Origin of the sequence: Bacillus sp. UNC437CL72CviS29 (assembly GCF_000482345.1) — a bacterium.
GTDB classification, from domain to species: Bacteria; Bacillota; Bacilli; order Bacillales; family Bacillaceae_G; genus Bacillus_A; species Bacillus_A arachidis.
The window spans coordinates 90,411-103,938 of record NZ_AXVB01000004.1 but is presented as its reverse complement, the minus strand read 5'-3'; the positions used below and the strand labels follow the sequence as shown (position 1 = coordinate 103,938).

The window sequence follows — 13,528 nt, the reverse complement described above, 5'->3', positions numbered from 1 at the left end:
AAGGGGATGGAAGAGATGACAAACGAAAGAGTACAAAAATTACAAGAAAGCTGGGAGTTAAACGAACGTTGGAAAGGGGTAACGCGTCCATATTCTGCTGAGGATGTAATTCGTCTTCGCGGGTCAATTGATATTGAACATACATTAGCACACCGCGGGGCGGAGAAACTTTGGCAATCGCTTCATACAGAAGACTATATTAATGCGCTCGGTGCGTTAACAGGAAACCAAGCGATGCAGCAGGTGAAAGCAGGATTAAAAGCAATTTATTTAAGCGGTTGGCAAGTGGCAGCGGATGCCAATTTATCCGGGCACATGTATCCAGACCAAAGTTTATATCCAGCGAACAGTGTACCAGCTGTTGTAAAACGGATTAATCAAACGCTGCAACGTGCGGATCAAATTCAGCATATGGAAGGTAGCGGTGATACAGATTATTTTGTACCGATCGTGGCAGATGCTGAAGCGGGATTTGGCGGGCAATTAAACGTGTTTGAATTAATGAAAGGTATGATTGAGGCAGGTGCATCCGGCGTGCACTTTGAAGACCAGTTATCTTCAGAAAAGAAATGCGGACATTTAGGCGGAAAAGTATTACTACCAACGCAAACAGCGGTGCGTAATTTAATTTCTGCTAGACTTGCTGCGGATGTAATGGGTGTGCCGACAATTATTGTAGCAAGAACAGATGCAGACGCTGCTGATTTAATTACGAGTGATATTGATCCAGTTGATCAAGAATTTATTACAGGCGAAAGAACACCAGAAGGTTTCTACCGTACAAAAGCAGGACTTGATCAAGCAATTGCGCGCGGTTTAGCGTATGCGCCATATGCAGATCTTGTTTGGTGTGAAACATCTGAACCGAATTTAGAAGATGCGAAGCGTTTTGCAGAAGCGATTCATGAGAAATATCCAGGGAAATTACTAGCATATAACTGCTCACCATCTTTTAACTGGAAACAAAAACTAGATGAAAAAACAATTGCAACCTTCCAAAAAGAAATTGCTTCATACGGATACAAGTTCCAATTCGTAACACTAGCAGGATTCCATGCGCTAAACTACGGTATGTTTGAACTCGCACGTGGTTATAAAGAGCGCGGCATGGCAGCATATTCTGAACTGCAACAAGCAGAGTTTGCGGCAGAAGAGCACGGTTACTCTGCAACGCGCCATCAACGTGAAGTTGGAACGGGTTACTTTGATGAAGTAGCGCAAGTGATTACAGGCGGAACATCTTCCACAACAGCGCTGAAAGGATCTACAGAAGAGGCGCAGTTTACGAAATAAGTGTGAAAGCGGATGTCCTTTAAGGGCACCTGCTTTTATTTTTGATGTATATTAAGGGCTGAAAGTTGTTTATCAGCGATGGAGTAAGAAAGTTTCACTTTATATGAAGTAAAACTTATGATAATTGTTTCATTCATGAGGGATACCAAAAATTAGAAAAAATATTCCTGAAAAATATTGTACATTCTATTTTAAGTATGCTATGATGAATCTAGTTGAATAACTAAATCAAGCAATCCATATATTATCAAGTGCTGAAAACGAACGAGAAAAAGTATGTGAGAACTGTTTTATGTTTCGTATTTGATAATGTGTGGATTCTTTTTTTATGTATGAAAACTAAAAAAATTTCTATTTTCTTAGGAGGAAATAATTATGACAGTAACAGGACAAGTAAAATGGTTTAACAATGAAAAAGGTTTCGGTTTCATCGAAGTTCCAGGCGGAAACGACGTATTCGTTCACTTCTCTGCAATCACAACTGAAGGTTTCAAATCTTTAGAAGAAGGCGAAAAAGTTAGCTTCGAAATCGAAGATGGCAACCGCGGACCTCAAGCTAAAAACGTTGTAAAACTATAATTTTATAGTATGTGATAAGAAAGAAGCTGTCCCAAAAGGTCGTTTTGAATGACCTTTTGGAGACAGCTTCTTCTTTTTTATATGGATAAAAAATACTTCGTGTGGGAGAAATTCTGTTGATTTCCTGCTAGCCTTCTTGTTTCATATCCCGAGACATGGGACATAGAAACGTAGTAAATTTGCTTTCTAATTTCTTAACTTTCCCACGTTTGTGCCTTCACTATATGATTAAAATGTTTAAAAAAGGGAGTTTTATATATGTTATTACCGGGATATGAATGCTGTGTGGAATGTGTCGGATAAACTGGATGTAGCGGGTAATGGTGAGAAGTAGAAGCTGGTGGAGAATATTGAAAGTAAATCGGTTTTATATGATAGGTATAAGAAACGGGAAAGCTGCTATATCCAGGGTGATATATCAAATGAGGAGTATGCATTCTATTCCAAACTATATTCATTTATGATTCTCCTTAATATGAAATTTGTAGGTAGAATATTTATCATTTTAACCGAGAAGCCTTCCTACCCTAAACGGAGTGAAGGTGGGGGAGTTCAATGATTAATAAGTGCTGTTTTATATGAATTAAAAGCAACAATTACACACACCTTTTCATGTTTACAATATGAAATATACGAAAAAAGGTGCATGAAATGAATGTAAGTATACATATCGAATACATAATTTATGAAAGTATGTATGTTGAACGAATCATACACTTTCTATGTTACAAATATTTCAAAAAGGAAAAAGTTTATTTTTCTATAACGATACATCTTTTATGGTAGAGAAATATGAAGATTTCATATAGATATTTATATGAAGGAATATTATGAAACTTTAAAGTTTTATAAGAAAATGTAAAATATTTGAAAATGTAAACAGTTTTGTTTTTTTAAGTGCTACAATTATCCATGCAGCTGCTGTTATAAATTGTAAAAAAATGATGAAGGAGAGAGTGTAGGATGGGGGAACAAGCAGAACGCTATGTTGAAAGTTATGTCGTAAACAAGAATACTATGGCCTTACTTCCGATTATTTTAGGTGAAAAACGTATTGTAACGCGAGTGGTTGAAGTAGAAGACTCTTTTTTCATGTTTCAAAAGCCTCTTGATATTGTAGAGCGGAGTTGCCGTAAGAACGGATCTAGTTTTTTAGGCAGAAAAGACGGTACAAAAGAGTTAACAAAGATTACGCATAAAGCACCCATTGCAATTAGCCCAACAGATCAGCTTTACTTTTTTCCTACGTATTCTTATTCTAGAAAAGAATGTGCCTGGTTGTCTCATTTTCACATTGCAAACAATAAAGAGTCAGCAGATGGTAACTTAATTATTCGATTCATTAACGGTTTCGCAGTGAAACTAGAAATGTCAAGGAGCAGTTTTGAGAATCAGCAAAATCGCACTGCAAAGCTGCGAACAGAGTACGAGGATCGTAAGAATAAACAAGGAAAGCTTCATTTTAAGCAAGTGGATAAAGAAGATGAATCTAAATTAAAGCCTGCATATGAACAAGCGTATCTTGTGAAAGAAGAGGACATAAATGAATAATGACTGATAAGCAGAAAGGATGGGACAACCATCCTTTTTTATTTCTCAATATGTAGTATCCTGTCAAATATTGATAGATTATCATACAATAATAATGAAGGATTTTTACATAAAACTATGGAACTTTAATAAATACATCTCCATATGTCGTATCTACCATTTCCTCTTTACAATAAGCGATGATAAAGTAGAGGTAGGAATATAGTAAAGGGGTAATTTGTAGAATGGATTTTCAAACAATCAAAGAGTATTTTTCTGCGGAAAATATGAATCAACTTGTAGAAAGTTATCGGGCATTTGGGCCGCTCCTTGGTATTGGCCTGCCGATGGTGGAGGCACTGATCCCGGCATTGCCACTTATTGTGTTTGTGATGGCGAATGCAGTTGCCTTCGGGTTATGGTTTGGTTTTTTGTATTCATGGATTGGGTCGGTTCTTGGTGCATTAATTGTATTTTCGGTTATTCGACGTTTTGGAAGGAGTCGATTCTTCTCGTTTGTGAATAAACATCCGAAAGTACGCAAAGCGATGGGATGGATTGAAAGGAAAGGATTTGCACCTATTTTTATCTTATTTTGTTTTCCTTTTACGCCGTCTGCACTGATTAATGTTGTGGCCGGTTTATCCCGCATTAGTATAAGACAGTTTGTGTTAGCGCTAGCGCTTGGAAAATTAGTTATGATTTTTATTTTAAGTTATATCGGATCTGATTTAACTTCTTTTATCCATAAGCCTGTAAAAACAATTATTGTCATAGGTGTCATTTTTACTTTATGGTATGTCGGTAAGAAAATTGAAGTAAAACTTGAACTACATTGAGACTAGTCTTCGCTGTGAGTAAGGCTCTATTATAGAGAAGGGTGAGGGGAGAGGCAGATGAAGCGTGCTTTGAAAAAAGAAGGCCTAGAATGGATGAGAACAATCTTTATAGGTGTGCTATTGGCAGTTTTTTTTCGAACGTTTTTCTTTTCCACGTATGTTGTAGAGGGGAAGTCAATGATGCCGACACTTCAAGATGGGAACATGCTTGTTGTGAATAAGGTTAGCTATCAAGTTGGGGATTTAAACCGATTTGATGTTGTCGTGTTTCATGCGAATAAAAAAGAAGACTATGTAAAGCGAATTATCGGTTTACCAGGAGATCACATCGAGTATAAGCATGACAAATTGTATATAAACGGTCAATTTATTGATGAGCCTTATTTAGAAACATATAAGAGGCAAGCGGAAGGAAGACAGCTGACGGGTGACTTTAAATTAGAAGAATTAACGAGAGAAAAGGTCGTTCCAAAGGGGCATATTTTTGTAATTGGTGATAATCGTCTCGGCAGCTGGGATAGTAGACATTTTGGCTTTGTGAAAGCAGATACTGTGGTCGGGAAAGTAGATTTACGCTATTGGCCAATTAAAGAAGTACAAACGAACTTTTCAAAGGGGTAATGGAAAGTTTTTATAAGAAAGGAATGTGAAAGACAAACAAAGGGTGTTTGTCTTTTTTTGTGCTATAATACAAGGATGATATCAAACTAACGTTCGTTATGTCAGTGGAAGGTGGGGATTACATGTCGCTACGATTTGTGATTGGACGGGCTGGAAGTGGAAAAAGTACATTTTGTTTACACGAAGTACAAGAAGAATTAAGACAGCGTCCAAGAGGCGAAACCATTTTATATCTTGTACCGGAACAAATGACGTTCCAAACGCAGCAAGCATTAATAGGAAATGAAGAAGTTAGCGGCTCGATCAGGGCGCAAGTGTTTAGTTTTTCAAGGTTAGCATGGAAGGTTCTGCAAGAAGTTGGTGGCGCAAGCCGTCTTCATATTGATGAGGCAGGCGTACATATGCTACTGCGCAAAATTGTAGAATCGCGTAAGGAAGGATTATATGTGTTTCAAAAAGCAGCAGAACAAAATGGCTTTTTTGAGCACTTAGGCAGTATGATTTCCGAGTTTAAACGCTATAATGTAACGCCATCGAATGTATATGAGATGTGGCAACAATTAGATACTCATTCAAGTGGTGATGAACAAAAATTATTAGCAAATAAAATGTACGATCTTCAGCTTTTATATGATGATTTTGAACGGGCTTTAATTGGTAAATATTTAGATTCAGAAGATTATTTACAGTTACTTGTAGAAAAGCTTCCTGGTTCGGACTATGTAAAAGGTGCAGAAATTTATATAGATGGGTTCCATTCCTTTTCACCTGGGGAATTAGAAATTATTAGAAGGCTTATGCTTTGCGGAGCAAGAATTACAGTTACGTTAACAGTAGATGAAAAAACGTTAGCACAGCCAGTAAGTGAATTAGATTTGTTTTATCAAACCGTGCTTACGTATGAAAAAGTGAAACAGTTAGCACGTGAGGAGAAAATTGCAATTGAAAATACGATTTCGCTGAGAGAACAGCCGCGTTTTTGCTCACCAGCACTAGCACATTTAGAAGCTGAGTTTGAATCTCGTCCTGCTAAGAAGTTTCAAGGTGAACCAGATATTACATTATATACAGCGGCAAACTTGCGAGCAGAAGTTGAAGGTGTAGCTAGAGAAATTCGCAGACTTGTTGCGGAAGGGGAGTATCGCTACAGAGATATTGCGGTTCTTCTTCGAAACGGAGAAAGCTATTATGATGTAATGAAAACATTGTTTACGGATTATGATATTCCGCATTTTATCGATGAGAAGCGCCCGATGTCACATCATCCATTAATTGAATGTATTCGTTCTGCGCTAGAAATTATTAGCGGAAATTGGCGTTATGATGCGATATTCCGCTGTATAAAAACGGAACTGCTATATCCGTTAGATGTAAGAAAAGAATCAATGCGTGAAGAAATGGACGCGTTTGAAAATTACTGTTTAGCATATGGCGTACAAGGAAAGAGATGGACGGCAGATGAACCGTGGACATATCGCCGTTATCGTTCGTTAGATGGGGCATTTGGAGCGCAAACAGATAGTGAACGTGAAATGGAAGAGAAAATAAACCGCCTTCGTGATGTGGTACGAACACCGATTATTCGTTTGCAGAAACGCTTAAAACGTTCCGGTTCAATTGTACAGATGTGTGAAGCGGTATATTTGTTTTTAGAAGAATTAGATGTTCCTAAAAAACTAGAAGATTTGCGTATGCGTGCTGAGGCAGAGGGGAATTTCTTATTTGCAAGTGACCATGATCAAGTTTGGGAAGAAGTCATAAACCTTCTTGATACATTTGTAGAGATGCTTGGTGAAGAAAAGATGTCTCTTTCGATGTTTATCGATGTAATGACAACTGGGCTTGAGGCACTTCAATTTGCAAATATCCCGCCTTCTTTAGACCAAGTGCTTATTGCAAATATTGATCGATCAAGGTTATCGAATGTTCGTGCAACTTTTGTAATTGGTGCGAATGAAGGAATCATTCCAGCAGCCCCTTCAGATGAAGGCATGTTATCAGATGAAGAAAGAGAGCTTCTCACCACAGCTGGTGTAGAATTAGCGCCGACAACAAGGCAGACTTTATTAGAAGAGCAATTTGTGATTTATCAAACCGTAACTCGTGCTTCTGAGAAGCTATACATTTCTTGTCCACTCGCGGATGAAGAAGGAAAAACGTTACTTTCATCTAGCTTTATTAAGAAAGTGAAAAGAATGTTCCCTTCTATTAAAGAAGTATTTGTAACGAATGATGTGAATGACTTGTCTCGTCAGGCGCAAATTTCGTATGTAGCAACGCCAGAAGTTACCTTGTCATATGTAACGCAACAATTACAAAACTGGAAACGATACGGTTTTGAAGGAAATCTTGATTTTTGGTGGGATGTATATAACTTCTATGTTACATCGCCCGAGTGGAAGCAAAAAAGTAGTCGGGTATTATCTAGTTTATTTTATCGAAACCGTGCACAGAAACTCAGCCCAGTTGTAAGTAGAAATCTATACGGAGATACAATTAAAGGAAGCGTCTCTCGTATGGAACTATTTAATCGCTGCGCGTATGCTCATTTTGCACAGCATGGATTATCACTAAGAGAGCGTGATATTTTCAAATTAGATGCACCGGATATCGGTGAATTATTCCATGCGGCACTAAAGAAAATTGCAGATAAGTTACTTAGGGAAAATCGCACTTGGGCTGATTTATCGATTAAAGAGTGTGAGCATTTGTCTGCGGCAGTAATTGAAGAAATCGCACCGCTTCTGCAAAGGCAAATTTTATTAAGTTCAAATCGGAATCATTATTTAAAACAAAAACTGCAGCAAATTATTTTCCGTACGTCACTTATCCTTCGTGAACATGCGAAGTCTAGTGGATTTGTGCCAGTTGACTTAGAGGTTCCATTCGGTATGGGCGGGACAGGTTCACTTCCGCCGATGGAGTTTACACTCGCAAACGGTGTGAAAATGGAAGTTGTTGGCCGGATTGACCGCGTAGATAAAGCGGAAGATGAAAACGGTACGTTCCTGCGGATTATTGATTATAAATCAAGCACGAAAGCGTTAGATTTAACAGAAGTATATTATGGTTTAGCACTTCAAATGTTAACGTATTTAGACGTTGTCATTTCAAATGCAAATACGTGGATGAAAAAGGGACAGGCGGCATCACCTGCTGGTGTTCTATATTTCCATATTCATAACCCGATTGTGGAAATGAAAGGCGATGCTTCGGAAGAAGAAATTGAAAAAGAAATTTTAAAGAAATTTAAAATGAAAGGTCTCGTGTTAGGAGATGCGGATGTTGTTCGATTGATGGACAATAAGTTAAGTACGGGAAGTTCAGACATTATTTCTGCTGGTCTGAAAAAAGATGGTAGTTTTAGCGCGCGTTCTAGCATTGCAAGTGAACAAGAATTTACAACTTTACAGCAATATGTGCATCATACATTTGAAAACATCGGGAAAGACATTACAGAAGGTGTGATTGATATTGCACCGTATAAAATGGGGAATAAGGCTGCTTGTACGTTCTGTAATTTCCGCTCTGTTTGTCAGTTTGATGAATCGCTTGAAGATAATGAGTTCCGTACGTTAAAAGATATGAAAGATAGTGAAGCGATGGAGAAAATGAGAGAGGAGGTTGGCGAATGATAGGGAATTGGCCACAGAAACCTGAAGGTAGTCAATGGACAGATGATCAATGGAAGGCAGTTGTCAGAGATGGCCGTGATATTTTAGTGGCGGCAGCAGCTGGGTCAGGAAAGACAGCTGTACTGGTAGAAAGAATGATTCGCAAAATTATTAATGCTGAGAATCCAGTTGATGTAGATCGTCTGCTTGTCGTAACATTTACAAATGCAGCAGCGCAAGAGATGAAGAACAGAATTGGCGAAGCGTTAGAAAAAGTATTAATTGATGATCCAGGGTCAGGTCATATTCGTAAGCAGCTCAGCTTATTGAATAAAGCATCGATTTCAACGATTCACTCGTTCTGTTTACAAGTTATTCGAACGTACTACTATATGCTCGACGTTGATCCCCGTTTTCGCATTGCAAACCAGACAGAAAATGAATTATTAAAAGAAGAAGTATTAGATGACATATTAGAAGAGGAATATGGCACAGAGGGAAATGATATTTTCTTTGAGCTTGTTGATCGCTATACGAGTGACCGAAGTGATGATGACTTGCAGCGCATGATTTTAGCGCTTCATACAGAATCAAGAGCACATCCAGATCCAGAGAAATGGCTTGATAAGCTAGTGGAAGCATATGATGTGGAAGGAAAATCAATTGAGGATTTAACGTATGCTTCTTACTTATTAGAAGATGTGAAGTTTCAGCTAGAAACTGCCGAAAAGCATGTTCAAAAAGCAATTGAACTTACTATGCTTCCAGATGGGCCAGCACCCCGCATGGAGACATTACAAGCAGATTTGGTGTTACTCGGAACGTTATCTAGTGCAGCACATCAGTCTTGGACAAGTGTCTATGAAGCGATGCAAAATGTTTCTTGGCAAACGCTAAAGCGTATTAAGAAGAGTGACTACAATGAAGAGATTGTAAAACAAGTAGATTCACTTCGAAATAAAGCAAAAGATGAAGTGAAGAAGTTACAAGAAGAGTTGTTTAGCCGAAAACCAGAAAGTTTTTTACGTGATTTTAAGGAAATGCATCCTGTACTAGAAAAGCTTGTTCAGATTGTAAAAGTATTTACGGAGCGATTCCAAGCGATCAAGCGTGATAAAGGAATGGTTGATTTCACAGATTTAGAGCATTTTTGCTTACAAATTTTAAGTGAACGTACAGAAAATGGTGAGCTTCGTCCGTCACCGGTTGCGCTTCAATATCGCAATAAATTTACTGAAGTACTTGTCGACGAATATCAAGATACAAACTTTGTCCAGGAGTCGATTATTAAGTTTGTAACGAAAGACTCTGAGCAAGAAGGTAATCTGTTTATGGTTGGCGACGTAAAACAATCGATTTATCGATTCCGACTAGCAGAACCGGGCCTTTTCCTAGGGAAATATAAACGTTTTACGACTGAAGGAATAGACGGCGGTATGAAGATTGATTTAGCGAAAAACTTCCGTAGTCGTCACGAAGTGTTAGCCGGTACGAACTTTATTTTTAAACAAATTATGGGCGAAACGGTCGGGGAAATTGAGTATGACGCCGATGCTGAACTAAAGTTAGGTGCAAGTTATCCAGAAGGGGAAGATGTAGCGGCTGAGCTATTATGTATTCATCAGTCTGAGGGTGAAGAATCGGCAGAGGGAGAAGACGGTGTCGAAGTAGAAAAAGCACAGCTGGAAGCGCGTTTAATGGCCGGGAGAATTAAAGCGATGGTGGATTCAGGTTATGAAGTATACGATCGTAAAACAGATAGCATGCGCCCGGTGAAATATCGTGACTTTGTTATTTTACTTCGCTCGATGCCGTGGGCTCCTCAAATTATGGAAGAATTAAAGTTGCAAGGTATTCCTGTCTACGCTGAGCTTGCAACGGGTTATTTTGAAGCAACGGAAGTGACCGTTATGATGAATGTATTCCGCGTAATCGATAATCCCATGCAAGACATACCGCTTGCCGCTGTACTACGTTCCCCAATTGTTGGGTTACATGATGAGGAGCTTGCGATGCTTCGTGCTCATGAAAAGAAAGGTTCGTTTTATGAAGTGATGCGTTCCTTCTTACAAGGAGCGCCGCTTGAGGAAGAGGTGGAATTACATGGAAAATTACAATGGTTCTATAACCTTCTGCAAGAATGGCGTGAATTTGCACGCCAGCAATCACTTTCTGATTTGATTTGGAAAGTATATCGTGAGACAGGTTATTATGACTTTGTTGGTGGTCTTCCAGCAGGAAAACAGCGCCAGGCTAACTTACGCGTATTATACGACCGGGCAAGGCAGTATGAAGCAACATCTTTCCGCGGGTTATTCCGTTTCCTTCGCTTTATTGAGCGGATTTTAGAGCGCGGGGATGATATGGGAACAGCGAGAGCGCTTGGCGAGCAAGAAGATGTTGTGCGAATTATGACGATTCATAAAAGTAAGGGGTTAGAGTTCCCGGTTGTATTTGTAGCGGGACTTGGACGCCGTTTTAATACACAAGATTTAATGAAACGATTCTTATTACACAAGGATTTCGGTTTTGGATCACAGTTTATTGATCCTCGTAAGCGAATTAAATATACGACGCTATCGCAATTGGCCATTAAACGTAAAATGAAGATGGAACTTATTGCGGAAGAGATGCGCGTATTATATGTTGCTTTAACGCGTGCGAAAGAGAAGTTAATTTTAATTGGTACAGTGAAAGATAAAGCAAAAGAAATGGAAAAGTGGCTTGATGCAAGAGAGCATACAGATTGGTTATTACCAGATTATCTTCGTGCGGGTGCATCTTGTTACTTAGATTGGATTGCGCCGTCACTATATAGACATCGTGATAGTGAAATGCTTCTTGAACTTGGACAAGGAAATATACCAAATGAAATTTATGAATACGATGCGAGCTGGAAAGTGGAAGTCGTTGATGGTAGCACTTTACTTGCACCTGAACCAGTACAAGAAGAGAAGCAAGAATTGTTAGAAGCACTTCGTGAGAAAAAAACTGTTCCGCTAGAAAGTGAACGAAAAGAAGAAGTGTATGCTCGTTTAACATGGGAATATGCGCATGAAGGTGCAACAATGCACCGGGCGAAGCAATCTGTTACGGAAATAAAGCGGAATTATCAGTCAGAAGATGGAAGTGATCATGCTTTTATTAAAAAACTTCGTGCTCCTATAAAAACGCGACCTCGCTTTATGGAGAAAAAGGGGTTGACCTACGCTGAACGAGGGACAGCTGTCCACGCCGTCATGCAGCATGTTAATTTACAAAAAACGATTACACCAGAAACAATCAAAGAACAAATTGCGGAAATGGTAAATAAAGAATTACTAACATTTGAGCAAGCAGAAGAAATTGCGATTGATCGAATTGTAGCATTTTTTGATACGGATCTTGGTAAACGTGTGTTAGCTGCGAAGAGTGTAGAGCGTGAAGTGCCCTTTACGATGATGCTTTCAGCAAAAGAGGCATATCAAGAGTGGGAAGGTCAGAGCAAAGAATCGATACTTGTCCAAGGGGTTATTGATTGTATGATAGAAGAGGAAGATGGGATTGTATTAATTGATTTTAAAACAGATACAATTGAAGGGCGTTTTCCGGGTGGATACGATCAAGCGCGACCTATTTTAGAAGACCGTTATAAAGTGCAAATTAATCTATATGCGAAAGCGCTAGAGAAAAGCTTACATCATCCTGTGAAGGGGAAATATTTATACTTCTTTGATGGGAATCACATAGTACATGTTGATTAAAAAAGTGAGTGAAATATACAGCAAAGTATAAATGTGAAAAGAGGAAAGATGTAACTTTAGAAAGGAGCTATGTAAAATGGTAGCATCCAAAAAAAGTTTAAGGACTTGTGACAGTGGACATCAATACTATAAAAGTAGCGACTGTCCTTCTTGCCCAATCTGTGAGAAGGAACGAAAACCAGAAAGTGGATTTCTTTCACTTCTCTCGGCACCAGCGAGAAGAGCGCTCCAACACAAGGAAATAACTTCTTTGCAGCGGCTCTCAAAATATAGTGAGAAAGAGATTTTACAACTGCACGGTATGGGACCAGCATCTTTACCTAAGCTTAGAACTGCTTTGAAGGAACATGGATTATCATTCAAAGACTAAACAATAAGAATGATTACACTTATTGAAGTGAGAACATGAAAAACAATAGAACGAAAAAAGTAGGAGACTTTTCTCCTACTTTTTTTAAGCTGTTCCAATTTGATCTTGATCCGCAACATCTGAATCAAATGTATTCGTTGCACTGACACCGTTAAATGTATTGACTACAAAACCAACATTTGATGCTCCTGACCCGTTATATGCCTTTGTATTTTCTTTTGGAGATACATTATAGAAATCACCTAAGTTAAAAGAGCCATTACTATTTTGAACAACGAGGTTCCCAACGACAGAGGGCATGTTATTCACCTACTTCAGCAGTCTTCTTTAACATCACTATATGATTTATTTGTTGAAATGTTCATCTGAAATATATTGGCGCATTTGGTGAATACGTGAATTACTAAATACATAATCAACTGAGCCGATTTGAAAGCAGCCAGAATTTAATAAGGTACGAATCGTAACATCATTTACTTCAATAAAGGGGCATTCATTTATAATATTCATTTTGACATCTGTCGATCTTTTGGGAATTGTAATGTACTCATCTGTAAAGATTTTAAAATCCTCGAATCTTCCTTCACTTTTAAAATAGTAAGGAATTTCACGGTGTACGATAAGAGCTCGGGTTTTTAACTCCATTTGGTTCGCATCACCAACTTGAAAAACACCAGCATTCCCCATAGAAATAACTTTGGGTTGATGAACAATTGAAATGTGTCGAAGCATGAAGCCCCCTCCTTAACCTGGAGTAGAAGGCACGGCAGTTACGAGAGGTACAAATGGACCTTCAGTCACTGACTCGAAAGGTGTATCGAGAATAGAAGAGAGAATTAGGAGATTCGCATCACCGATTAAAAAAAGTGCAGATGAAGATACCCCATTCGTTTTAACCTGCCCAACTTTTATTTCACGATTGACAACGGTAAAATTCAT

At 38.6% G+C, this 13,528-nt stretch carries 11 protein-coding genes; 8 read left to right on the top strand and 3 right to left on the bottom strand.

Annotated elements, in window-relative coordinates; translation table 11 throughout:
* The first annotated feature begins 15 nt into the window (after positions 1-15).
* The 8 genes from aceA (at position 16) to M014_RS0103650 (ending at position 12,589) form a co-directional block, all read left to right on the top strand.
* Positions 16-1,293: an isocitrate lyase gene (aceA, locus tag M014_RS0103690; protein WP_026590505.1), complete on the top strand. Its 1,278-nt coding sequence runs from the start codon at positions 16-18 to the stop codon at positions 1,291-1,293.
* 375 nt (positions 1,294-1,668) lie between these two features.
* Complete coding sequence (locus M014_RS0103685) at positions 1,669-1,872, top strand: cold-shock protein (RefSeq protein ID WP_003195857.1); 204 nt, start codon at positions 1,669-1,671, stop codon at positions 1,870-1,872.
* Positions 1,873-2,835: 963 nt separating this feature from the next.
* Positions 2,836-3,423: a competence protein ComK gene (locus M014_RS0103675; RefSeq protein ID WP_026590503.1), complete on the top strand. Its 588-nt coding sequence runs from the start codon at positions 2,836-2,838 to the stop codon at positions 3,421-3,423.
* A 224-nt stretch (positions 3,424-3,647) separates the two neighbouring features.
* Positions 3,648-4,241 carry a TVP38/TMEM64 family protein gene (locus M014_RS0103670; RefSeq protein WP_026590502.1) on the top strand — a complete coding sequence of 198 codons (594 nt, stop codon included), beginning with the start codon at positions 3,648-3,650 and terminating at the stop codon, positions 4,239-4,241.
* Between the two features lie 57 nt (positions 4,242-4,298).
* Positions 4,299-4,862 (top strand): signal peptidase I, encoded by a 564-nt coding sequence (lepB, locus tag M014_RS0103665; protein ID WP_026590501.1) that lies wholly within the window; start codon positions 4,299-4,301, stop codon positions 4,860-4,862.
* A gap of 122 nt (positions 4,863-4,984) precedes the next feature.
* Complete coding sequence (gene addB, locus M014_RS0103660; protein ID WP_026590500.1) at positions 4,985-8,497, top strand: helicase-exonuclease AddAB subunit AddB; 3,513 nt, start codon at positions 4,985-4,987, stop codon at positions 8,495-8,497.
* Complete coding sequence (gene addA, locus M014_RS0103655) at positions 8,494-12,219, top strand: helicase-exonuclease AddAB subunit AddA (RefSeq protein ID WP_026590499.1); 3,726 nt, start codon at positions 8,494-8,496, stop codon at positions 12,217-12,219. Before addB ends, addA begins: the two co-directional genes overlap by 4 nt.
* A 76-nt stretch (positions 12,220-12,295) precedes the next feature.
* On the top strand, positions 12,296-12,589 hold the full coding sequence (locus M014_RS0103650; protein ID WP_026590498.1) for an RNA polymerase alpha subunit C-terminal domain-containing protein: 294 nt from the start codon (positions 12,296-12,298) through the stop codon (positions 12,587-12,589).
* Positions 12,590-12,673: 84 nt separating this feature from the next.
* On the opposite strand, the gene gerPF is transcribed toward M014_RS0103650, so the two are convergent.
* From gerPF to M014_RS0103635, 3 genes are read right to left on the bottom strand one after another with little or no spacing between them, the layout of a single operon-like run.
* Positions 12,674-12,889, bottom strand: coding sequence for a spore germination protein GerPF (gene gerPF / locus M014_RS0103645; RefSeq protein WP_001141566.1), 216 nt, complete (start codon positions 12,887-12,889; stop codon positions 12,674-12,676).
* 45 nt (positions 12,890-12,934) lie between these two features.
* Positions 12,935-13,321, bottom strand: coding sequence for a spore germination protein GerPE (locus M014_RS0103640; protein WP_026590497.1), 387 nt, complete (start codon positions 13,319-13,321; stop codon positions 12,935-12,937).
* Between the two features lie 12 nt (positions 13,322-13,333).
* Positions 13,334-13,528: a hypothetical protein gene (locus M014_RS0103635; RefSeq protein WP_026590496.1), complete on the bottom strand. Its 195-nt coding sequence runs from the start codon at positions 13,526-13,528 to the stop codon at positions 13,334-13,336.

Bases quoted from the DNA above. Each gene is read 5' to 3' on its own strand.
- M014_RS0103685 (WP_003195857.1), top strand. From the start codon at position 1,669: ATGACAGTAACAGGACAAGTAAAATGGTTTAACAATGAAAAAGGTTTC.
- M014_RS0103675 (WP_026590503.1), top strand. From the start codon at position 2,836: ATGGGGGAACAAGCAGAACGCTATGTTGAAAGTTATGTCGTAAACAAG.
- gerPF (WP_001141566.1), bottom strand. From the start codon at position 12,889: ATGCCCTCTGTCGTTGGGAACCTCGTTGTTCAAAATAGTAATGGCTCT.
- lepB (WP_026590501.1), top strand. From the start codon at position 4,299: ATGAAGCGTGCTTTGAAAAAAGAAGGCCTAGAATGGATGAGAACAATC.
- addB (WP_026590500.1), top strand. From the start codon at position 4,985: ATGTCGCTACGATTTGTGATTGGACGGGCTGGAAGTGGAAAAAGTACA.
- M014_RS0103670 (WP_026590502.1), top strand. From the start codon at position 3,648: ATGGATTTTCAAACAATCAAAGAGTATTTTTCTGCGGAAAATATGAAT.
- M014_RS0103650 (WP_026590498.1), top strand. From the start codon at position 12,296: ATGGTAGCATCCAAAAAAAGTTTAAGGACTTGTGACAGTGGACATCAA.
- addA (WP_026590499.1), top strand. From the start codon at position 8,494: ATGATAGGGAATTGGCCACAGAAACCTGAAGGTAGTCAATGGACAGAT.
- aceA (WP_026590505.1), top strand. From the start codon at position 16: ATGACAAACGAAAGAGTACAAAAATTACAAGAAAGCTGGGAGTTAAAC.
- M014_RS0103635 (WP_026590496.1), bottom strand. From the start codon at position 13,528: ATGAATTTTACCGTTGTCAATCGTGAAATAAAAGTTGGGCAGGTTAAA.
- M014_RS0103640 (WP_026590497.1), bottom strand. From the start codon at position 13,321: ATGCTTCGACACATTTCAATTGTTCATCAACCCAAAGTTATTTCTATG.